9 protein-coding genes and 1 pseudogene are annotated in these 21,281 nt (G+C 67.2%); 3 read left to right on the top strand and 7 right to left on the bottom strand.

Features of this window, described 5'->3' with window-relative positions:
- Positions 1 to 61: 61 nt before the first annotated feature.
- The 4 genes from ACSQ9A_RS34115 to ACSQ9A_RS34100 all read right to left on the bottom strand — a co-directional run bounded on the left by ACSQ9A_RS34115 (position 62) and on the right by ACSQ9A_RS34100 (position 13,149).
- Positions 62 to 8,935, bottom strand: a complete 8,874-nt coding sequence (locus ACSQ9A_RS34115; RefSeq protein ID WP_436307199.1) for a hemagglutinin repeat-containing protein — start codon at positions 8,933 to 8,935, stop codon at positions 62 to 64.
- Positions 8,936 to 8,956: 21 nt separating this feature from the next.
- Positions 8,957 to 10,708: a ShlB/FhaC/HecB family hemolysin secretion/activation protein gene (locus ACSQ9A_RS34110; protein WP_436307198.1), complete on the bottom strand. Its 1,752-nt coding sequence runs from the start codon at positions 10,706 to 10,708 to the stop codon at positions 8,957 to 8,959.
- Positions 10,709 to 11,362: 654 nt separating this feature from the next.
- On the bottom strand, positions 11,363 to 12,673 hold the full coding sequence (locus ACSQ9A_RS34105; protein WP_436304863.1) for an IS1380 family transposase: 1,311 nt from the start codon (positions 12,671 to 12,673) through the stop codon (positions 11,363 to 11,365).
- 185 nt (positions 12,674 to 12,858) lie between these two features.
- Entirely contained in the window at positions 12,859 to 13,149 is a 291-nt protein-coding gene (locus ACSQ9A_RS34100; protein WP_436307197.1) for a hypothetical protein, read from the bottom strand.
- A 355-nt stretch (positions 13,150 to 13,504) separates the two neighbouring features.
- Between ACSQ9A_RS34100 and ACSQ9A_RS34095 the strand changes: the two genes are divergently transcribed.
- Positions 13,505 to 13,765, top strand: a complete 261-nt coding sequence (locus tag ACSQ9A_RS34095; RefSeq protein ID WP_436307196.1) for a hypothetical protein — start codon at positions 13,505 to 13,507, stop codon at positions 13,763 to 13,765.
- A 108-nt stretch (positions 13,766 to 13,873) separates the two neighbouring features.
- Here the strand turns inward: ACSQ9A_RS34095 and ACSQ9A_RS34090 are convergent, their stop codons facing one another.
- Positions 13,874 to 14,377 carry an Lrp/AsnC family transcriptional regulator gene (locus ACSQ9A_RS34090; protein WP_093110988.1) on the bottom strand — a complete coding sequence of 168 codons (504 nt, stop codon included), beginning with the start codon at positions 14,375 to 14,377 and terminating at the stop codon, positions 13,874 to 13,876.
- Positions 14,378 to 14,468: 91 nt separating this feature from the next.
- Between ACSQ9A_RS34090 and ACSQ9A_RS34085 the strand changes: the two genes are divergently transcribed.
- On the top strand, positions 14,469 to 18,056 hold the full coding sequence (locus tag ACSQ9A_RS34085) for an indolepyruvate ferredoxin oxidoreductase family protein (RefSeq protein ID WP_436307195.1): 3,588 nt from the start codon (positions 14,469 to 14,471) through the stop codon (positions 18,054 to 18,056).
- A 457-nt stretch (positions 18,057 to 18,513) separates the two neighbouring features.
- On the opposite strand, the pseudogene ACSQ9A_RS34080 reads toward ACSQ9A_RS34085, so the two are convergent.
- A pseudogene (locus ACSQ9A_RS34080) lies at positions 18,514 to 19,011 on the bottom strand (anthranilate synthase component II); the annotation flags it as partial.
- Positions 19,012 to 19,189: 178 nt separating this feature from the next.
- Between ACSQ9A_RS34080 and ACSQ9A_RS34075 the strand changes: the two are divergent.
- Positions 19,190 to 20,089 carry a nucleotidyl transferase AbiEii/AbiGii toxin family protein gene (locus ACSQ9A_RS34075; protein ID WP_436307194.1) on the top strand — a complete coding sequence of 300 codons (900 nt, stop codon included), beginning with the start codon at positions 19,190 to 19,192 and terminating at the stop codon, positions 20,087 to 20,089.
- On the opposite strand, the gene ACSQ9A_RS34070 is transcribed toward ACSQ9A_RS34075, so the two are convergent.
- A complete protein-coding gene (locus ACSQ9A_RS34070) occupies positions 20,066 to 20,959 on the bottom strand; it encodes a type IV toxin-antitoxin system AbiEi family antitoxin domain-containing protein (protein ID WP_436307193.1) in 894 nt (297 codons plus the stop codon). The two genes, ACSQ9A_RS34075 and ACSQ9A_RS34070, sit on opposite strands and share 24 nt — an antisense overlap.
- Between the last annotated feature and the right edge of the window lie 322 nt (positions 20,960 to 21,281).

Here is a 21,281-nt window from a genome sequence, read left to right as displayed (position 1 = left end):
TTTCCCTTATCGGGCCGTGCCGGCGGCAGGGCGGGTATCGATTTTCTCAACAATAGCCATGTCACTGGCCGGAGAAGCGCATCGGCACCGTCTTGGTCGTGCCGTCGGCCTGCGGCACGCTGACATTGACCTTGAGCTCGCCCTTGAAATCGGCCGGCGGCTTGCCCTGGAAGGCGCCGGTCTTCGGGTCGAACTTCAGCCAGGCCGGCAGCGGCTTGCCGTCGCTGGTCAGGGCCTGGGCCGTTTTGCCCGGCGGCATCGCAGCGGGCAGCGGCACGCTGGCGCTGATCTGCTGCGCGCCGGGCGTGGACTTGCCCTGGTTGATCACGATGCCGCCCGCGCCGCCGCTGATCGTGGTGTTCTGCACGGTGGTGTTCTTCTGCTTGTCCACGTAGACGTTCGCCATGCCGCCGCCCTTCTGCTGCTCGTGGGGGGAGGCAGGAGGCTTCGCGGCGGGCGCGGCCGGTGTGCTTCCTGCCGCCGTGGGCGTCGGCGGCGGTGGCACGGCCGGCGGCTTGCCGCTGCTGCCGGGCGTGGGAGGAGGGGGAACCGCCGGCGGCTTGCTGGTACCGGGCGTCGCGGGGGGAGGCGTCGCCGGTGGCTTGCTGGTACCGGGCGTCGCGGGGGGAGGCGTCGCCGGTGGCTTGCTGGTACCGGGCAGGGTTGTCGTTGCCGGGGCCGGGGCCGGCGCGGGCGTCCCGGCCGGAGGATTCGTCTTGGCGCCCGTCTTGTTGGAGGGCGTCATGCTCGACCCAGAGGCCGAGGCCGAGAAGCCCACCACCTGCGAACTGCTGGTGCTGACGGCCGCCTTGGTTTCGAAGCTGCCGCCCGTGTCGACCGCCACGCCGTTGGCTGCCGCGACCTGGGTGCCTTCGAGCGAGGTGTTGCCGCCCGAGGACAGGCTGATCTTCCCGCCGCTCGCGATGCTGCCGGCCGTGGCGATGTTGCTGTCGGACTTGGACGAGCCGACGCCGAGCGACGCCTGTCCGCTGCGGTGATTGACGGCGGTGCCCTTGCCGGACGCCGTGCTGCCGACGAAGGTGCCGCCGCCCGTGACTTTCTCCTTGTTGCCGCCGCCGCCCGCCGCCGAGACGTCCACGCTGAGCGATTCGCTGGTCGCGATGGTGCGCGCGGCGTTCATGGCCAGGTTGCCGCCGGCGGCCACCGACACGTCGCCGGCCGTGCTGGCGATGGCCGTGCCGGTGAAGCTCGCGTCGCCGCCGCTGCGCAGGGTCAGCGGCCCGCTGCCGCTCGAGATGCTGCCGGCCACGTCCTGGTCGAGGCTGCTGCTCGACTTGCCGACGCTCACGTCCACGCTGCCGCTGCCGCCCTTCTTGGTCGCGCTGACGCCCGCCGCCACGCCGACCTGCTCGCTGCTGGAGGACGCCGTGTTCTTCGCGGCCGCGAAGTCGAGCTTGCCGCCCGCATCCACGGTGGCTGCGCCGCCCGCGGCGAGGTTGGTGCCTTCCAGGCGTGTGTCGCCCTGCGTCTTGATCGTGAGGTTGCCGCCGCTCGCGATGCCTCCGGTCACCGCGGTGCTGGCGCTCTCCTTGCTCTTCTCGCCCTGGTAGTTGACTCCGGCGCTGCCGCCCTTGTTCACGATGTCGACCTTCACCGAGCCGCCCGCGCTCGTCGTGCTGGAACTGTTGCTGCTCGTGTTCTGCGCCGCCTTGTAGTCGAGCGAGCCGGCCTCCAGCGTGACGTCCTTCGCCGCGGCGATCTGCGTGCCCTCGAGCGTGGTCTTGCCGCTGGAGTTGCTGGTCACGCTGCCGCCCATCCTGATGGTGGACACGACGGCCGTGCTGCTGTTGGATTGCGCGGTCTCCTTGTCGTATTCGTAGCTCGCCTTCACGCCGCCGCCGACGCCGACGTTCATCGACTGCTTGCTGGCGCCCGGCCCGACCTGGCCCTCCGCCGAGACGCTGGCCGAGGCCTCGCCGTAGGCGCCCACCTTGGCAGTGTGGCTCGTGCTTTCCGAGGAGGCGTAGGTGGTGTCGGCGGCCGCCAGGCTGGTGATGGTCTTCGCCGTCTGGACGAGGTTGCCGCCGCCTTCGATGCGCGTGCCCACGTCGGTGATGCTGTTGGTCGCCTTGCGCGTGATGTTGTTGCCCGCCGAGAGCCCCGAGGTCACGGCGGTGGTCGACCCTTCGACGGAGCTCGCGCTCGTGTTCGATCCGTACAGGCCCACTTCGCCCGAGGCCGAGGCATTGGCCTGGGCGCCGGCCTTGGCACCGAGGCCCACGCCGGCATCGGCGCTCGCGCCGGCCTGCGCCTTGCCCGATGCGTAGAGGCCCGCGGTGGTGCTGCTGCTGGTGGTCGACGCCTGGTGCACGTCGTGCACCGCCTTGAAGCTCATGTCGGTCGCCGCAAGGCTCATGTCCTTGCCCGCGCTCATGGTCGAACCCTCGAGCGTCAGGTTGTCGCGCGCGGTGACGTCGAGATTGCCCTTGGCATTGATGGCCGAGCCCTGGTGCGTGGTGTCGAGCGTGCTCGTGGTGCTCTTCGTCTGCTGGAAGACATCGACGTGGTTCTCGCTCGTGGCCGAGGCGCCGGCGTTGGCGTCGGCACCCGCGTTCGGGTTGCCCTTGCCGCCGGCGGCCGAGGCGGCGACGCCCGCGCCCGATTGGGCCTTGTTGTCGGTGCTGGCCATCAGCCCGACCTTGGTGGTGGTCGTGCTGGTGCTGGAGGTCTTCTTGTCCTCCGCGGCGAGCAGGTTCACGTTCTGCGCGTTCACCGTCGCGTTGCCGCCGGCGTTGACGGTCGAGCCCTGCAGCGTGAGGTCCTTCGACGCGTCCACCGCGAGGTTGCCGCCGAAGTTCAGGTTCGAGCCGACATGGCGCAGGTCGGTGGTGTCGGTGGTCGTGGTGGTGGTCGAACTGAAGGCCAGGCCGGCGGCTCCCTTGCCGCCCGCGCCGGCCGACGCCTCGGCCGAGGCATTGGCGAGTCCGCGCCCCGAGCCGGCCTTCGACGCCGAATTGGCGCTGGCCGAGCCCTTGCCGGAGGCGCCGACCCGCATCACGCCCGTGTTCTTGGTCGTGGTGTGGGTCTCGTCGTAGTTGCGGCCCGCGAGCACGTTGACGTTGGTCGCGCTGATCTTGCCGTCGCCCTTGACGTCGACGTTCGAGCCCTGGATGGTGATGTCGTTCTTCGCTGCGAGGCTGGCGTTCCCGCCCACTTCGAGGCTGCTGCCCACGTTGCGCACCGACAGCGAATCGCTGGTCGTCTTCGTGGTGCCGTACAGCGAGCCGTTCATGCCGAAGCCGCTCGCCTTGCTCTCGGTGTGCGTCGTCGTCGTGTTCTCGCGCGCGATGATGTTGAGATTGTTGCCGGCCTGGAGCTCGGCGTTGCCGCCGACCTTGGCGTCGGTGCCGGCCAGCGTGATGTCGTTGCCGGCCTGCACCGCCAGGTTGCCGCCGACGGTGAGGCCCGACTTCACCTGGGTGACGCTCGTCGTGGTGGTGTCTTTGGTGCCGCTGCCGTGCTTGACCTGGATGTTCGAGAAGGTGCTGCTCGTGTCCGTCTTCTCGATGGTGTCGAAAGTCACGTTGCCGCCGGCCTTGAGGCTGGCGTCGGTGCCGGCATTCAGGGTGGCACCGAGATTGGTGATGTCCTTCTTTGCGTCCAGCGACAGGGTGCCGGTCGACTCGATGCCCGACGTCTTGCCGAGCACGGTGCTGTAGAAGTGTTCGCCGCCGCCGCCCTCGCTGGCCGTCTTGTTGACGATGCTGCCCTGCGTGGAGCTGAGGCTGACGTTGCCGCCCTTGATCAGGCCCGACAGGTTGGTGATGTCGCCCGCCGACGCGATCACGAGCGACCTGCCGCCCACGATGGTGCCGCCGGTGTTGGTCAGCGAAGTGAGGCTGAGATCGGCGTCCTGCGCCGAGATCACGGCGCCGCTGGCGATCTTGTTCTTCGTGCTCTGCGCGAGGTAGACCACCGGCGCGAGCACGGTCTTGCCGTCGATCTCGGTCTGCACCATCCACACGATGTCCTGCTTGAGCGCGGCCTGCTGCGCGGGCGTGAGCGCCTTGCCGTAGACCAGGCCCAGCGACTCGCTCTGGCTGGCGGCGCTCTCCATCAGCCCCTTCATCTGCGCGTCCGCGCCCTGGTAGCTCGCAAGCACCGCGCTGCCCGTCTGCTTGATCAGCTGCTGCTTGACCAGCCAGGCTTCGTAGCTGGCATCGCCCAGGCGCATCGACAACTTGTCCGCGTCGTAGCCCAGCAGCCGGGTCAGGTAGTCCGACCCGACGGAGGCAGTGCCCGTCAGGTAGAGGGGGTTGCTCTCCACCAGGTACCTGGCGCCCGGCGACTGCACCGTCACGAAATAGCCGTTCGGATTGGTCGGCAGCGCGATGTTGATGCCGCCGAAGGAGGTCCCCCTCACGCCGTTGGCGGCGTTGGCGTCCAGGAAGGACATGGCCGGCAGCGGGCGCGTGCCCGTGCTGCCGCCGAAAGGCGCGGCGTCGGCGCCGACGACGGGGGTGCTCGGGCCTTGGCTGACGGCACTGCCTGGCAACGGGCCCTGGCCGACCGTGCGCGGCGCGCCCGTCGACGCGGGCGCCGCACCTTCGCGCACGCCGTTGAGATCCTGGTTGCTGCCCACGTCCTGCGCCGTGGAGCCATTATTAAAGAGACTGAAGCCGGAGCCGCGCAGGCTCGCGGTGTACAGGCCGGCCTTCAGCACGTTGTTGGCGGTCGGCGTCTGCGGGCTGTCTTCGTAGCCGCTGGTGTAGCAGACGACGTCCCACGTGCCGCCGGCGACGCACAACTGGTCCTCATAGTAGGTTGCGGGACCGAGCGCCTTGTACTTCGTCGTGAGCGAATAGCGAACGATGTGCGGGGTCGTGGTGAGCGCCAGGTTGTCGTTGGTGAATGTCGCGCCGGTGAGCTGGAAACCGTGGCCCGCATCCACGATGCCGAGGCCGGCATGCAGGGCGCCATCGGTCTGCGCAGGGTCGTGCGAGAAGCCCTGCAAGTTCATGCTCGCACCGGCATAGATGGTGCCGCCGATGTTGCTGCCTTCATGGAAGGCCAGCTGCATGTTGCGTCCGGCCGTGATCTGCGGCACGACCTCCGGCAGAGCCTGCGAATAGGATTGCGTGGTGGTGTAGCTGTACTGGTACAGCGTGGCCACGTCCTTGTTGGTGCCATCCGCGGCCCCGTCGTGGTAGTCGTCGCGCGAGGCGATTTCGGTGTGCGCGCTGTCAGGCCCCCGCGTGGTGATGCGCTGGAGTCCTGGGATCTCGTTCTTGAGGGTGGCCGCCACGATCGTGATGTCGTTGGTGGCGTTGATGATGCGGCCGTTGAGCAGTGTGTTCGCGCGCAGCGAGAGGCTGTCGTCGCTGTTGATGTCGCCCGTGTTGGTGAGCGTGCCGTTGGCCTGGGCGGTGAGCATGTGGCCCGCGTACAGCAGGCCCGCGTTGTTCAGGTTGCCTGCCTGTGCATCGGGTGTGGCGGCCGTGAGGTCGAGCGCGCCGCCGTTGGCGTGTACCTTCAGGTCTTTCAGCGCCGAGATCGCGCCGGTCGCGCCGACCGCGATCGAAGGCGCCTGCACGTCGAGGTCGTGGGCCGAGAACAGCAGGCCGTCGTTGGTGAAGGCATTCGAGACCCGGATCGTGCCCTTGCCTTGGCGGCTCGCGTCCAGCGCGCTGAGGATGCGGCCGGTTTTGGCGCTCGCGCCTGTTCCCTGAACCGCCAGGGAAAGCGTCGAGGCGTCGAGGTCGAGCGTGTACTGCGACACCATCGCGGCCTGCGCACCGATGCTCACCTTGCCGATGTTCACGGCGATCGAATCGCCGAGCGCGTTGCCGTTGAGCGCCAGCGTGGAATTCAAGTCGCCGTTCACGCTCAGCAGGCCGCCGCTTTGCAGCGTGCCGTAGACGGTGGCCGTGAAGCTGTTGGCGCCGAGGGCCTGCAGCGTCAGCGCGCCGTTGGCCACGATGTCGCCGTGGCCTGCCGTGCCGTCCACCTGGGTCGTGAGCCCGCCGCTGCCGATGCGGAGCGTGAGCGCGCCCAGCGACTGCAGCATGCCTGCATTGACGATGCTCTGGCCGGACAGCGTGCCGCCGCCGGTGTTCGTGGTGGCGAGGGTGATCGTCGCGCCGGCCTGGTTGTTCACGCTGCCGGTGGCCGCGACGCTGGAGTCCGCACTGCTGCCGCCCTGGATTGTGCCGGTGTTCGTGATCTCGCCGACCGAAATCGCCAGCTTGTCGCCCAGCATGAGGCCTGCATTGGCGAGCTTGCTGCCGGTGCCCGCGATGCCGAGGGTGCTGCCGGCCTGCATCGTGCCGGCGTTGCTCAGGCCATCGGCGGCGCTGATGTCGGCCTGCAAGCGGCCGCCGGTGCGCAGCAGCGCCGTCGCCTGGTTGTCGAGGCGGTTCGCGCTGAAGGTGGCATCCTCCTGCGCCTGCAGCGTGCCGCGGTTGGTCAGCAGGCCCGCCACGTTCACTTGGCTCGGCGCCGCGCCGCTTTGCGTGGACAGCAGCCAGACGCCCGCATTGTCCAGCGACCCTGCATCGACCCGGCTGCCACCAGCAGCCTGGATCCACCCATTGGATTGGTTCTTCGTCGTGCCGCCCGCGAGGGTGAGGGTGCCGTCCGAGAGCAGATTCCCGCTGTTGTCGAGCGCCTCGGTTGCGCCGCCGTTGCTGTCGGCGATGTCCAGCGAGGTCCCGGCGTGGATCGTTCCGCTGTTGGCGATGGTGCCGTCCGCGCGCACGACGGCGCTGCCGTTGGTGGCATCCACGACGCCGGCATTGTCCAGGCCTTGCGCCGAGCTCAACGCGACGTTGGCGCCGCTGAGCGTGCCGCCGGCGGCGTTGCCGAGGGCGCCGCCGCTCGTGAGCGAGAGCGTCTTGCCTGCCTGCAGCACGGCGCCGTTGGCGTTCTGAATGGCACCTGAGGTGGTGGCGCCGAGGTCCCCGGCGGCTGCGATGGCATGGCGGTTGTCGAGTACGCCGGCCGCGATCGTGACATCGCCGGCGGACTGCACGACGCCGCTGTTGAGCAGGGTGCCGCCGATCTCAATGCGATCCGTCGCGCCGGCCTGTTGCGACAGCAGCCAGGTTCCCGTGTTGTCGAGCGAGCCGGCGCGGATGACGGAGCCGGTGGCCGCCTGGATCCAGCCGCCCGCCTGGTTGTCGAGCGCGACAGCGTTCACGTCCATGGCGCGGCCGGCGAGCAGGTCGCCGCTGTTGGCCAGCCCTTGCACGGCCGCGCCGTCGCGGCCGGCGACGACGATGTCCTGGGCGGCGCGCACGCTGCCGGTGTTGGTGAGCGTGTCTGCCACATGCAGGGTGGCGGTGCCCGCCACCGCGATCACCTTGCCGCTGTTGTGCAGGCTCGCGGCGTCGATCGTGTTGGCGCCGCCGGCCTGCATCCATGCGCTGTTGTCGATCGCCGCGGCGCGCGTCGTCATCGACTGGCCCGCCAGCAGGGTGCCGCGGTTGTCGATCGCCTGGGTTGCGCCGCCCGCGGCGTCGGCGATGTCGAGGTTCTGGCCCGCGTTGATCTGGCCGCTGTTGGCGATGACGTCCCCCGCGCGCAGCGTGACGCTGCCCTGGTCGGCCGTGATCGTGCCGGCGTTGGTGATGCCCTTCGCCGCATCGATGGCGAGTTGCCCGCCGATGCTCTGCACGCCCTGGCCGTCGCCGCTCGCGGTCGACAGCACGCCGGCGGCGGCAAGGCGCAGGTCGCCTCCCGCCCGCACGGCCGCCGCGCCGAGGGCGAGGTCGCCCGCGGTGGCGCTGGCCTCCATGGCCCGTGCCGACTGCAGGCGCGAGCCTTGCCCCGCGTCGATGCGGGTCGCGCTCGCCTGGAGGTCGTTGCCGGCGATCAGCGCCGCGCGCTCGAGCGCCAGGCCGCCCTGCGTCGCGGCCACCCGGACATCGCGGGCGGCGGTCAGGGTTGCATCGGCCAGCGCAATGGCTGTGGCATCGGCGCTGCTGCTCGCCACCAGCACGTCGCGCTGCGCCGACAGGCGGTTGCGCAGCTCGATGCGGCCGGCCGCCGAGAGCGTGAAGTCCTCGGCGCTGGCCGCCGCGTCGCCCAGCATGCGCACGCCCACGCCGGCTTCGGTGGCCATCAGGCGGATGCGGTTCGCATACATGCCGCCGAGCGCCGAGCTGTCGATCGCGTAGCTCGGCGCGCTGCCCAGCGCATCGGCGCTGCCGGTGATGGCGCGCGTGCCGTAGTCCCACTGGTTCGGGCCGGTGAAGATGCCCAGGTCCTTCGCGTTGACGTTGGCCTCGAGCCGCACCGAGCGCGTCACCAGGTCCAGCACCTGCTGTGCCGTGGCGTTCAGGCCGTTGCCCGTGACCAGGATGTCGCCCTGGTTGACGTTGAAGCCGCCGAGCGGGCCGTTTGCGGTGAAGAAGGGCACGCCGGTCGAGAGCGTCACCCGGTCGGTGTTGATGAAGCCGCAGCCCGAGCAGGTGATGCCGTAGGGGTTGGCCAGCACCACGTCGGCTTTGCTGCCCAGCACCTCGGTGAAGCCGGCCAGCGTGCTGCGGTTGTTGCTCACCACCTCGTTGAGGATCACGCTGGCCGGGCTGACCATGTTGAAGTTCGCCAGCACCTGGCCGGCGAGCTGCGACTGGTAGTTGATCTGCTGCGTGCTCGTCGTGTTGTTGAGCACCAGGCCATTCGCGTTCACGTTGAACTGCTGGTAGCGGTTGTGCGACAGCCCCGCTGCGTTCGCGGCGTTGATGTTGACCACCGTTGTGCCGTTGGGTGAGACGTAGGCGCTGGCCTGGCCACCGGGGGCGAGCACGGCGGAGGGCACCTGGGCCTGCGCGGTCGACAGCGCGGCCGCGAGCGCCGTCGCGACGGCGAGGCGCGAACGCCTGCTGCTCTTGCCGCGCCCGCGTGCGGTTTCGGCGACGGCGACCCAGCTGCCGAAGGCGGCATTCCAGACGACACGATAGATGTGGTTCATGAGAGGCCTTTCAGCGCGGGTTCAGAGCGAATAGGAGAGGCGCACGCCGACCCGGGTCGATTCGCGCGTCATGGAGGCGGGCAGGTGGAGGGCGCGCGAGGCGAACAGGTCCACGCTCAGTCCGCGCCACAGCAGGGAGGCGCCGAGGGTGGCGCCCGACATCGAGCCCGAGGGCACGCCGTCGGCGTGGTTGCTCACGCGGCCGAAGTCGTAGCCGACATAGACGCGGCCCGACAGCGTCTCGCCGCCTGCCACGGTCTGCCAGGGCAGGGCGATCTCGTTGCGCCAGTAGTAGCCGCTGTCGCCGCTCAGGGTGTTGAGCAGCGAGCCGCGCACCGAGGCGATGCCGCCCACCAGGATCTGCTGCGAGCCGTAGAGCGTGTCGCGGCTGCGCTGCCCGCTGAACTGGCTCGACCACAGGAGCGGCTGGCCGCCGATGTCGAAGCGGCGGCTGTAGCCCAGGTCGAGCGCGAACTTGCTGAACTGGGCGTGCGGCAGCTTGTCCGAGAGCCCCGCCGGGTCCTCGAGCGCGCCCAGGATCGTCAGTCCCCGCACGAAGCCGAGGCGGGCGTTCAGCACGCCGCCGGCCAGCTGCGTGAAGGCGGCGGTGCCGAGGTCGAGCGTGCTCAGCTTGCGGCTGCTCACCGAGAGGAACTCGCCGCCCAGGAAGTTGCGGCTGTCCTGCGCCGTGAGCTTGGCCGACATCGACGCGCGGCTCGCCTGGTCGCGATAGACCACGCGGTCGACGCCGAGGCTCTGCGTGGCGGTGCGCCCTTCGGAAGCGAGCTTCCTGCCGCTGGGAAGCACGAGCGTGTTGGTGTAGTCGCTTTCGCTCGCATCGACGCTGAAGCTGCTGTAGCCGAAGGGCACCGAGGCGCGCAGCGCCGTCATGCCGGAGTTGTGCTCGCGCTCGTGCGGCACCGACTGGCGGCGCGTGATCGCGATCAGCTCGTTCAGGCCCAGCAGGCTGTCGAGGCTGAGGGTGGCCGAAGCGCTCTTCTCGCCCGTGGCGGGCGTGCCCGTGTTGTCGTAGGTGGTGAAGAGATGCACCGGCAGCCGCGCCTTGTTGCGCACCACCACCACGCTCTGGCCGGGCTGGCTGCCGGGCTGGAGGTCCAGCGTGGCCTCGTTCAAGGACAGGCTGTTGAGCTGGTCGATGCCTTGCTCCAGGTCGCGCAGGTTCAGCAGGTCCCCGGGGTGCGCCGGGAAGGCGCCGGGGATCGACACCGCGCCGGCGCTGCGGCCGGTCTGCTGCAACTCGAAGCGCTCGATGCGGCCTTCCACCACGGCGATCTCGAGCACGCCGCTGCGCAGATCCTGCGCGGGCAGGTAGGCGCGCGTCGTGATGAAGCCGCGGTCAATGTAGCTCTTGGTGAGCGCCGCCAGAATGGCTTCGAGCTCGGCCGCGCCGAGGCAGCGGCCCGCGTAGTCGCGCGTGATGGCGTTGCCGACGTCCTCGGGCAGCCGGCTCGCGCCGCCGATGCGGATCACGCGGATGTCGCGGCACGGGGCGCCGATGTCGGGCACCGACACTTTCGGCTCGATCGTTCTCAGGTCGGTGCCGCCCGGCGGCGGCCGCTGCGGCAGGGCGCGCTCCTGTTCCTGGCGCAGCCGCTCCTGCTGCTGGCGCTCGATGAGCTGGTTCTGGCGGTCCAGGGCGTTCGGGTCGATCTGTGCCTGGGCCGGCAAGGCCGTCGCCAGCAAGAGTAATGTCAGCAGATGTGTTTTTTGTGTCTGTCGCGGCAGGTGGCGCCGGCGCTCGGCAATGGGCATGGTTCGGGTCCGTTGCGAAGCCGGTGCCAAGTGCGGGATGCGGACCCTGCGAGGGGCGTCGGCGCGGCTTCGTTTGGGCGCGAACTGTTACATGCAGATGCAATTCTGGGAATCACGGAAACCGGTGATTGGTGCGTGATTTCTGCGCGCAAATGCCTGCCTTGTATCTCTGGACGCAGGTTTCCGGCCCTGGCTCGCGCAGCATGACGGGGTTTCTCGGGAGTCTGATGAGGGCGCTGGCCGCAGGAGCGGATGGAACCACGCAATTCCCGCTCGGCCGATCGAGAGAGAAGCATGGAATGAGGCGGGGAAGCAGCAGGGCAGGCGTCTCGTCGAGCTACCTTGGGAGCTGTGGCGGAGACGCCTGAGGCTGTCGCGGCGCTGGCGCAGCAGATGCTCTTGCTCATGCGCGAGCAGGATCGCGAGCGGAGCTGGCTGCTGGCTGCTGGTGCAGGGCTGGCCGCCAGCACAGGTGCGCCTAGCCCGGATATTTCACCAGCAGGCCGATGTGCCGTCGACCGAGCCTGCTGAGGGCCATTGAGCGTGGTCTTGCGTGCAGTGTGAGCTACTGGATGGAGTGGCGGCTGTTTTTGGGCACACGACCCCCTTACCCCCGTTGTTTGTCAGCGTGCCGGGGACAGCACTGGATGGATTTCAGGGGGCGAGGGCCTGCGCTGCGCTCAGGAAGACGCTGCGCAGCGGGTGGTGCGAAGCCAGCAGTACCCGCACACGGCGCGTGTTGCGCACGATGGCCGCGCCGATCTTCAGCAGGCGCACGCGGATCGTGGCCGCGGCGGCGCGTTCCAGCTCGGTGTCCTTGAGAGCGAACTCGCGCAGCCGTTGCATCAGCGTGTAGGCCAATGCGGCCAGCAGCAAGCGCAGCTGGTTGGCCGCGAAGCGGTGGCAACTTGCCCGCGTGCCAAACAGATCGAGCTGAGCCTCCTTGATGCGGTTCTCGGCCTCGCCGCGGGCGCAGTACAGCCGCTCATACAGCTGTATGGCATCGCCCTGAAGATCGGTCACCACGAAGCGCGGGTTGTTGCCCTGGCTGCCGTGCTCCAGGCGCGTGATCACGCGCCGTTCGATGTCCCAGCTGTCGGCCGCGTAGACGAACTCGTCGATCAACCGCTGCTTGGCGCCGGTGCGCGCGTACTCGTCGGCGAGCATCGCCTCGGCGTACTGCACGGTCGCCTCCAGCCGCGCGTTGCGCGCCAGCCCGATGATGTAGTTCACGCCCGAGCGCTCGCACCAGCGCAGCAATCTCTGGCGACAGAAGCCCGAGTCACCGCGCACGATGATCCGCGCGTCGGGCCACGCCTGGCGCAGCCGCTGCACCAGCAGCTTGATCACCGCCGCGGCGTTCTTGGCGCCATCGATGCGGCTGCGCCGCAAGACGCATGCGAGCATGGCTTGGCCGCAGAACACGTACAGCGGCAGATAGCAGTGGTGGTCGTAGTAGGCATGGAACTCGCAGCGCTCCTGGTCGCCGTGCAAGGGCACATCCGAGGCGTCGATGTCCAGCACCAGTTCTTCGGGCGGGCTCTTGTGGCTGGCGATGAACTGCTCGATGAGCACGCCATGCAGCGCCACTGCCTGCGCTCGCGTGGCCCCGGTCTCCAAGCGGCTGAGCGTGGGCGAACTCGCCAGCGCATCGACCCGGCCCACAGCGGTCTGCATCAGCAGATCGTCTCTCAAGGTGTCGTGGTCGTTGAGGTCTTCGTAGCCGCAGCACAAGCCGTAGATGCGTTGGGCGAGCAGGTCGCGCAGGCTGTGCGTGATGCGTGCCGGATCGCGTGCATCACTGAGCACGGCCGCAGCCGCTCGGCTCAGACCGATACGTTCGTCAACGCGACGCAGCAGCAAGACCCCGCCGTCCGAACCGATGTCCCCGCCCTCGAAGTTGGCCTCGATGACCCGCCGACCCACACGCCCCAAATCAATCGTCCCATCGGTACACTTTGGCATCGGCAGTCCTCGGTTGAAATTGGCGTCAGATACCAATGTCAACGCGCTCCGGCACGAGGCTGCCGACCCTCTACTGGTGAAATTTCCGGGCTAGCCGGCCGGCGTACCGCCTCGAGGAGGCATGCAGGCGTCGTGAACCTCTTGAAGCAATCGCATCCGCGGGACAAGCCCTGGCTTGTCACTCGCTACGACGGCGGGTTGGACAGAAGCACTTGCAGCAGATTGCGATTCCAGAGCACGGTCACGATCTTGTCGGCCGGATAGGGAGCCAGTGCGTGGACCACTGCCTGTGCAGCGCCGCGGCGCTGAAGTGATCCGCATCGGACATGCGGTCGCGGCGTGACCGTGCGTGGCGCCGACAAGCCCGTGCGCTTCAGCCCCTTGCCGACGAGCCACTTGCGAACCAGGTTGACGTTGAGCCCGTGCGCGAGCGGCACCGCCGCGACCGAGGCGCCGGGCCGCTGGCACTCGGCCATGACCGTCGCCTTGAACTCCGGGTCATGCCTGCGCCGAAGCTTCCGTGAATTGGGATTCACAAGGTGCCCACCAAATCAATAGGTGGGCACCATCCTCACGGCCTCGTCACCGAGCAGCAAGATGGAATCGCCAGACGGACGGCCCATGGCATCCCGGAAGGGCTGACCTACGGTGGACACCCCGGGGTTGATGTTGTTCTTGATCAGTGCGTAGCCAAGCTCGTCGGTCCGAATGGGAGGCCGGCATGGCGCAGAGCGTCGGCAAGCGGCCGCAGGGCAGGATGCCACGCTCCAGGAACGCTGCGTCGCCTATGCCCGCACCTGTGCCCAGAGCGCGGCGCGCCGGCTGCTCTTCATGCTCGAATCCTCCACCAACCCCCAACTGATTGGCCCATGGGAAGAGGTGATCGATCGTTGGGCGCCGCCCTTGCCTGACAAGGTCGACGACCCGCAGGCTCAAGTACGTCGTGAGGTAGCCCGCGTTCTGTACAGCGGGGATGAGGTCCTTCTCGAGGAATTCGGACTTTCCCATGCGCCGCTTTGCGTCTTGGCGGCCATGGACTTTTATCATTCCTCATCAAGAATGAGAAGTTTCAAAATCCATGATGCCAAGTGAAACCGGGAGATTCAAGGCGCGCCGGTTCGACCCGGTGCAGCCTAGGGGCGGGGCACGGCACTCATCGGGCTGAGTCCACGATGAAGAGCGTACCGAATCCGTCGCCGCTCAGGCGCGCGCCCTCTTGGTCGGCCCGAGGTCGACCGGCAGGCTTCCTTCGGACTTCACTTCCCTCAGCACGATCGCCGAACGCACGTGCGTGACGCCGGCCTGCTCGAACAAGGTGGTGTGCAGGAATTTCTCGTAGTGCTTGATGTCGGGCACCAGCACGGTGAGGATGTAGTCGGCCGGACCCGTCGCCGAGACGCAGCGCACGATCTGCGGGCTCGCCTCCACCGCCTTCTCGAAATCGCGCACCTTCGATTCGCTGTGCCGGTCGAGGTTGACCTCGGTCACGGCCGCGAGGTTGAGGCCGACCTTCTCGCGATCGACGACGACCGTGTAGCCGCGGATCACGCCGGAAGCTTCCATCTCCTTGATGCGGCGCCAGCAGGGCGTGGACGAAAGCCCGACCTTGTCCGCAATCTGCTGCACCGTCTGGCGCGCGTCGCGCTGCAGCTCGAGCAGGATCTGGAGCGAGTGGTTGTCAAGAGGAATGAAAACGTCGTTCATGGAGGATAAGGAGAACAAAATTCTCAGAACTAGGGTCGGTTCCGGTGCATTGCAGAGGATATTCCTCCGAATGGCGAAGAACAATCCTCCAATGCACTTGATCACGACGCCCCCTGCGCTGCAGCGCCCGGACTACCAGCTTTCAGACAGCCTCTGGGCGCGCTCGGGCGCCGTCTTCCTGACCGGCACGCAAGCCCTGGTGCGCGTGCTCCTGATGCAGCGCTGGCGCGATGCGGCCCGAGGGCTGAACACCCAGGGCTTCGTGAGCGGCTACCGCGGCTCGCCACTGGGCATGGTCGACCAGGCGATCTGGAAGGCCGGGCCGGGCTTCAAGGACGCGGGCATCCGCTTCGTACCCGCGATCAACGAGGAATTGGCGGCCACGCAGGTGCTGGGCACGCAGCGCGTGGAGTCGGACCCCGAGCGCACCGTCGAGGGCGTCTTCGCGCTGTGGTACGGCAAGGGCCCGGGCGTGGACCGCGCCGGCGATGCGCTCAAGCACGGCAATGCCTATGGCTCGTCGCCGCATGGCGGCGTGCTGGTGGTCGCCGGCGACGACCACGGCTGCGTCTCCTCGTCGATGCCGCACCAGAGCGACCACGCCTTCGTGGCGTGGAGCATGCCGATCGTGCAGCCGGCCTGCGTGGCCGAGTACCTGGAGTTCGGCCTGTACGGTTACGAGCTGTCGCGTTTCTCCGGCGCGTGGGTCGGCATGGCGGCCCTGTCCGAAGTGGTCGAGAGCGCGGGCACGGTGGACCTCGACCTGGTCGAGTCCCGCGTCGCCGCCTGGGCTGATGCCGACGCAGTTCGCGCGGCCACCAGTCACGTCGCGCCGCTCGACGGGCTGCACTATCGCTGGCCCGACTTGCCGTCGCTGCGCATCGAGTCGCGCCTGGCCGACAAGCTGCAGGCGGTGGCCGCCTTTGCGCGCGTGAACAGCATCGACCGCCAGGTGATCGAGAGCCCGCATGCGAAGGTCGGCATCGTGACCTGCGGCAAGGCGCACTACGACCTGATGGAGGTGCTGCGCCGTCTCGAGGTGACGCCGGAGAGCCTGACTCGCGTGGGCGTGCGCCTCTACAAGGTGGGCCTGAGCTTTCCGATCGAGCCCACGCGCATCCGGGCGTTCGCACAAGGTCTGGACGAGATCCTGATCGTCGAGGAGAAGGGCGCAATCGTCGAGAGCCAGTTGCGCGACCTGTTCTACAACGCACCGGCCGATGCGCGGCCGGCACTGGTGGGCAAGCACGATCGCGACGGCCGGCCACTGGTGTCGGCGCTCGGCGAGCTTCGGCCTTCGCGGCTGATCGAGCTGGTGGCCCATTGGCTGTCGGAGCACTTCCCGGATAACGCCGAGTTGGGCGACCACTTCCAGCATGTGCGCGACTTCACGCCGCCCGAACTGCTGAGCAACGGTGGCGACAGCGTCAAGCGCCTGCCTTACTTCTGTGCCGGTTGCCCGCACAACACCAGCACCAAGGTGCCCGAAGGCTCGACCGCACGCGCCGGCATCGGCTGCCACTTCATGGCCAACTGGATGGACCGCAGCACGGCGGGCCTGATCCAGATGGGCGGCGAAGGCGTCGACTGGGTCTCGCACTCGATGTTCACGCGCACGCCGCACGTGTTCCAGAACCTCGGCGACGGCACCTACTATCACTCGGGCTACCTCGCGATCCGGCAGGCGGTCGCGGCCAAGGCGACGCTCACCTACAAGATCCTCTTCAACGACGCGGTCGCGATGACCGGCGGGCAACCGGTCGATGGCGTCATCAGTGTCGATGCCATCGCGCGGCAGGTGGAATCGGAAGGCGTGAAGCAGGTCGTCGTCGTCAGCGACGCGATCGACAAGTACGCGCAGATCAAGGGCAAATTCCCGGCCGGCACCGAGTTCCACGACCGCAGCGAGCTCGACGCGGTACAGCGCCGACTGCGCGAGCTGCCCGGCGTCACCGTGCTGATCTACGAACAGACCTGCGCGGCCGAGAAGCGCCGCCGCCGCAAGAAGGGCGAGATGGTCGATCCTGCCAAGCGCCTCTTCATCAACGAGGCCGTCTGCGAGGGCTGCGGCGACTGCACCGTGCAGAGCAACTGCGTGGCGGTGCTGCCGCATGAAACCGACCTCGGGCGCAAGCGCAAGATCGACCAGACCAGCTGCAACAAGGACTATTCGTGCGCCAAGGGCTTCTGCCCGAGCTTCGTTGGCGTGACTGGCGGGGCGTTGCGCAAGAAGAGCGGGACGCTGGCCGCGGGCCGCGATGCCTTTCTGCGACACGTGGCCGCATTGCCACGGCCTGCGCAGCGAACCTGGGACGCGCCCTACGACCTGCTCGTCACCGGCGTCGGCGGCACCGGCGTAGTGACCGTCGGTGCGGTGGTCGCGATGGCCGCGCATCTCGAAGGCAAATCGGCCAGCGTGCTGGACTTCATGGGCTTCGCCCAGAAGGGCGGGGCGGTGCTGAGCTTCGTGCGCCTCGCCGATGTGCCCGAGCGATTGAACCAGGTGCGCATCGACACCCAACAGGCCGACGCGATCCTGGCCTGCGACATCGTGGTGGGAGCCTCGCCCGACGCACTACAGACCGTGCGCCATGGCCGCACCCGCATCCTCGCGAACACGCACGAGATCCCGGTAGCCGAATCGCTGCGCAACCCGGATGCGGACCTCAAGGTGGAGCTGCTGCTCGAGAAGATGCGCTTCGTCGCCGGCAGCGACCAGGTCGAGACCTTCGATGCGCAGACGCTCGCGGAGGAATTCCTCGGTGACACGCTGGCGTCGAACATCCTCGCGACCGGCTACGCCTGGCAGCGCGGCCTGATACCGCTGAGCCTGGAGGCGCTGACGCGCGCGATCGAGCTCAACGGTGTCGCCATCGCATCCAACCAGATGGCCTTCTCGCTGGGCCGGCTGGCCGCGGGCGCGCCGCAGGCGATCGAAGGACTGCGCAGCACCTCGCCCGAGACGCAGGATGAATCGCTGGAGGCGCTGATCGCGCGCGGCCGCAGCCATCTCACCGGCTATCAGAACGGGGCCTGGGCGGGTCGTTTCGAGGCGCGCGTGCGCGGCGTGCAGCAGCGCGAGGCGGCGCTGGCGGGGGGCGATCCATCCGTGCCTTTCAGTCGCAACGCTGCACGCAGCCTGCTCAAGCTCATGAGCTACAAGGACGAGTACGAGGTCGCGCGCCTGTACAGCGACGGCAATTTCCGCGAGAAGCTCGCGCAGCAGTTCGAAGGCGACGTCAAGCTGGAATTCCACATGGCCCCGCCGTTCCTGTCGCGGCCGAGGAACGGACAGCCGCCGGCGAAGATCCGCCTCGGCGGCTGGATGCTGCCCGCCATGAGGTGGCTGGCCCATGGCAAGCGTTTGCGCGGAACAGCCTTCGATCTGTTCGGCTACACGGCCGAACGCAGGCTCGAGCGCTCGCTGATCGAACAGTTCGATGCGCGACTCGACGAGTTGCTGGCCGAACTGTCCACGGACAACCAGAAGCTCGCGGCGCAGATCGCCGCCGTTCCCATGACGATCCGCGGTTTCGGCCACGTGAAGCTGGCCAACCTCGCGTTGGCGCGCGCCCGCGAGGCCGAGCTGATGCACCGCTTCGCGCCAGGGCGCTACCCGAGGCCGGCGGCAGGGGTGCAGGCGGGGCAGTTCCGGGGGATCGCGGTCGTTGCGAACTGAAACCCATCGAGTCCGGCCATGACTTCGTTGCGTTGCTGGGAATCTGTTCGCGCAGGTAGTCCAGGATGCTCTGCGAACGCGTCTGCACCTTGTGTGCGCGCCGGATCACGAGCTCCTGCGTGGCGCTGCGGTAGCTCACGACTTCGGCGAGTGGGCCTTTCGCATCGCCCATGAACGAGAAACGTGCCTGTCCAGGGGTCGTGAGGCTGCTGTCGAGCCAGAACGAGCACTCGGCGGTCGCGAAGGCGAGCTCAAAGAGAGCCTGTGCTTCGACTTGCGTCTCCACGTACTCCGCATGCAAGTGGCGCTGCGGCTCGCTGGTGGCCTGATCCGGCTGCCCGAAGCTTCCAAAGGTGCTTTTCAGGGGACGGCCCGCGCGCCACTCCTCGGTGAGCTCCCGAAAATTGCGCAGGAGCCTGGCGCCGAACTCCGTGCAGATCGATTCCGGGTGGAACTGTACGCCCCACCAGGGAAGAGAGACGTGACGCAGCGCCATCAAGGTGCCGTCCGAGGTCCAGGCGAGGGGTTCGAGCGATTGCGGCAGATGCGTCACAGCGAGGGAGTGGTAGCGCACCGCCTGGAAGCGATCCGGAATGCCCCGGAACAGATCGCGTTGGGCATGGGAGATGCGGTCAATGCGGCCATGCATCGGTCTCATCGCGAGATCGACCACTGCGCCGCAGTGGTGGGCGATGGCCTGGTGGCCCAGGCACACGCCGAGCACGGGCTTCGACGAGCAGCGCAGCGCGTCGGCAGATATTCCGACGTCCTCGGCCCGCTGCGGTCGGCCGGGGCCCGGCGAGATCACGATGTTGTCGAATGCGAGGCCTTCCACCTTGTCCCAGGTCATCTCGTCGTTGCGCACGACGAGGGGCGGCTCGGCGTTGCAGGCGCAGAGGTACTGATAGAGGTTGTAGGTGAAGGAGTCGTAGTTGTCGATAAGGAGCGTTTTCATGCGCATATCCCTTCAGCGTTGGAACAGATCATGTTCAGCCGAGGCGACACGAGGGGGCAACTACCGTTCTTGGTAGTTGGGAGATACGAGGTGCGGTCGACACCAAACTTGTCACCCAGTCCAGATCGAAGCAGAGCTCAAAGGCGCCTGCGGTTGGGCGCGGCAGTACCATCGTCGAATGATTCGTGGCAAGACGGCAAAGACGGCCAGCGGCGACAGCCTTGAGCAGATCAAGCGCGTAGCCATCGCAGCCATGTTCTCGGACGACGAACTCCTGGAGTTACTTGTCCTGAAGGGCGGGAACGCCATGGACGTGGTTCTTCAGGTCAACAGCCGAGCGTCGGCAGACCTCGATTTCTCGACGGCGCGCGACCTGGACTTTGTGAAGGCGCAGAAGCAAGTCGAGCGTGCGCTGCAGTCCACGTTCGAACGAGAACTCGGCTACCTGGCATTCGATATCCGCATGAATCAGCGACCGGGCAAGATGCCTGACGACCTCGCTGCCTTCTGGGGCGGCTACCTCGTCGAGTTCAAACTCATTTCGCTCGAGCGAGCCGGCGCGCTTGAACGCGATCTGGCGCAGATGCGCAGAGAGGCCGTCAAGCTCGGCGAGGGGACGAGGTTCACAGTCGACATCAGCCGGCATGAGTACACCGAAGACAAGCAGGAACACGAGCTCCTTGGCTATCGCATCTACGTCTACTCGCCGGCCATGATTGTCAGCGAGAAGATTCGGGCCATCTGCCAGCAGATGCCGGAGTACGCAGACATCATCAAACGCAAGGGGTTGGGAAACGAGCGCGCGCGAGACTTCGTCGACATCGAGGCGCTGGTCAACATGTTCAAGGTCGATCTGGCCGAAGAGAGGGTGAGGCACATGGTGCAGCAGATGTTCGAGCTGAAGCGCGTGCCGTTGCAGCTCATCCCGCGAATTGCCGAAGTCCGCGATTTTCACGCTCTCGGTTTTGCTGCAGTCCAAGCCACGATGAAGCCCGGCGTAAAGCTTGCACCCTTTGACCACTACCACCAGTTCGTGACGGACCAGGTCAAGAAGCTAAAACCCCTCTGGCACATGTAACCGCCAGTCGTTGACGTACCTGGTCTTGCCCATGTCGTGGGTCAGGTAGAAGGCGCGCTCCATCGGTTGCGACTTGAACAAGTCGACCAACGATCGCCTGTAGCCAGCGCGCTCGAGATAGAAACCAACCGCCTGGTGGTACGGATACGCAAGGCGCATGCGCTTCAGCATCGAAGCCATGGCGTTAGCCGAGACTTCTTGATCCTTGGCGTTCGCATAGGCCTTGGCGACCTCGAAAATGCCGCCGGCGTAGGCCGGCCTGACTGCGATATCGATGAGGGTGCGCTCAAGCGTCGTGTAGCGCAGCGGCATGGCGCGGTTGCTGTCATAGGTCGTGGTTTTCGCAGTCACGCCGAGCTCGTCCTGAGGGGCGCCTTGCAGTAAAAGCACCCGTCGATCGCCGACGGTTGCCTCGTTGTGCGAGACCCGAGGGGGTCGGCTGAAGGCCGCATCGATGGCCTCCTGTGTGATTTCATCGAGGTCCTGGGCAACGTACGCGGTTGTGCTCGACCTTTCACGCGTGAGATAGATGGTCTTGGGCACCTGTTCTGTGAGGCCGTGGAGACGCACCGCCGTGTAATGGCTCAGATAGCTGTCGTCGACCAAGCCTAGGAGGACCTCAAGCAGGGGAACATCTCCCCAGACGAAGCCCGTCACGGGTCGCTGCGGGAAGTTGAAGCGCACCGCCTTCATCGGCGTGCGTTCAGTCATGAACCGTTCAAAGCTTGCCAGCGTCATTCGACGCGCGAGGCGCCAGGCGTCGCGGTTCTTAGAGAAGACGGCTGCGAGCTGGACGGGTCTGAGGATGTGGCGCCCGGCTTCGAACGTCTTGATGATGTCGGGCCGGGCGATCTGGATGCGGGTAACCAACGTCTCTCCATTAGCTGGAACGAATTGAAGGTCTGTGTGGCATATATGCCACACAGACTAACACGACTTTCAGAAGTTGTCTAGTCGAGCATCAAGGCAGGCAAAGGGTTTGATGTGGGGGCACAGCCCTTGACTCTCCTCGATGTGGTTTGTATACTTCTGCGGTATATATACCGCAGAAGTTAACGATCTCGCGCACACCCTTGACCAGTGAATTGTCAAAAAGAATCGGGGAGGGCGCGTCGCCTAAGGCTTGGATGTATGGGTCGTGCCTGAATGGAATATAGCGGTGCTGTGCGGTATATATACCGCACAGCATTAC

This window comes from Variovorax sp. LjRoot290, assembly GCF_964253985.1.
Lineage (GTDB): Bacteria > Pseudomonadota > Gammaproteobacteria > Burkholderiales > Burkholderiaceae_C > Variovorax.
This window is presented reverse-complemented; position numbering and strand designations above follow the sequence as displayed.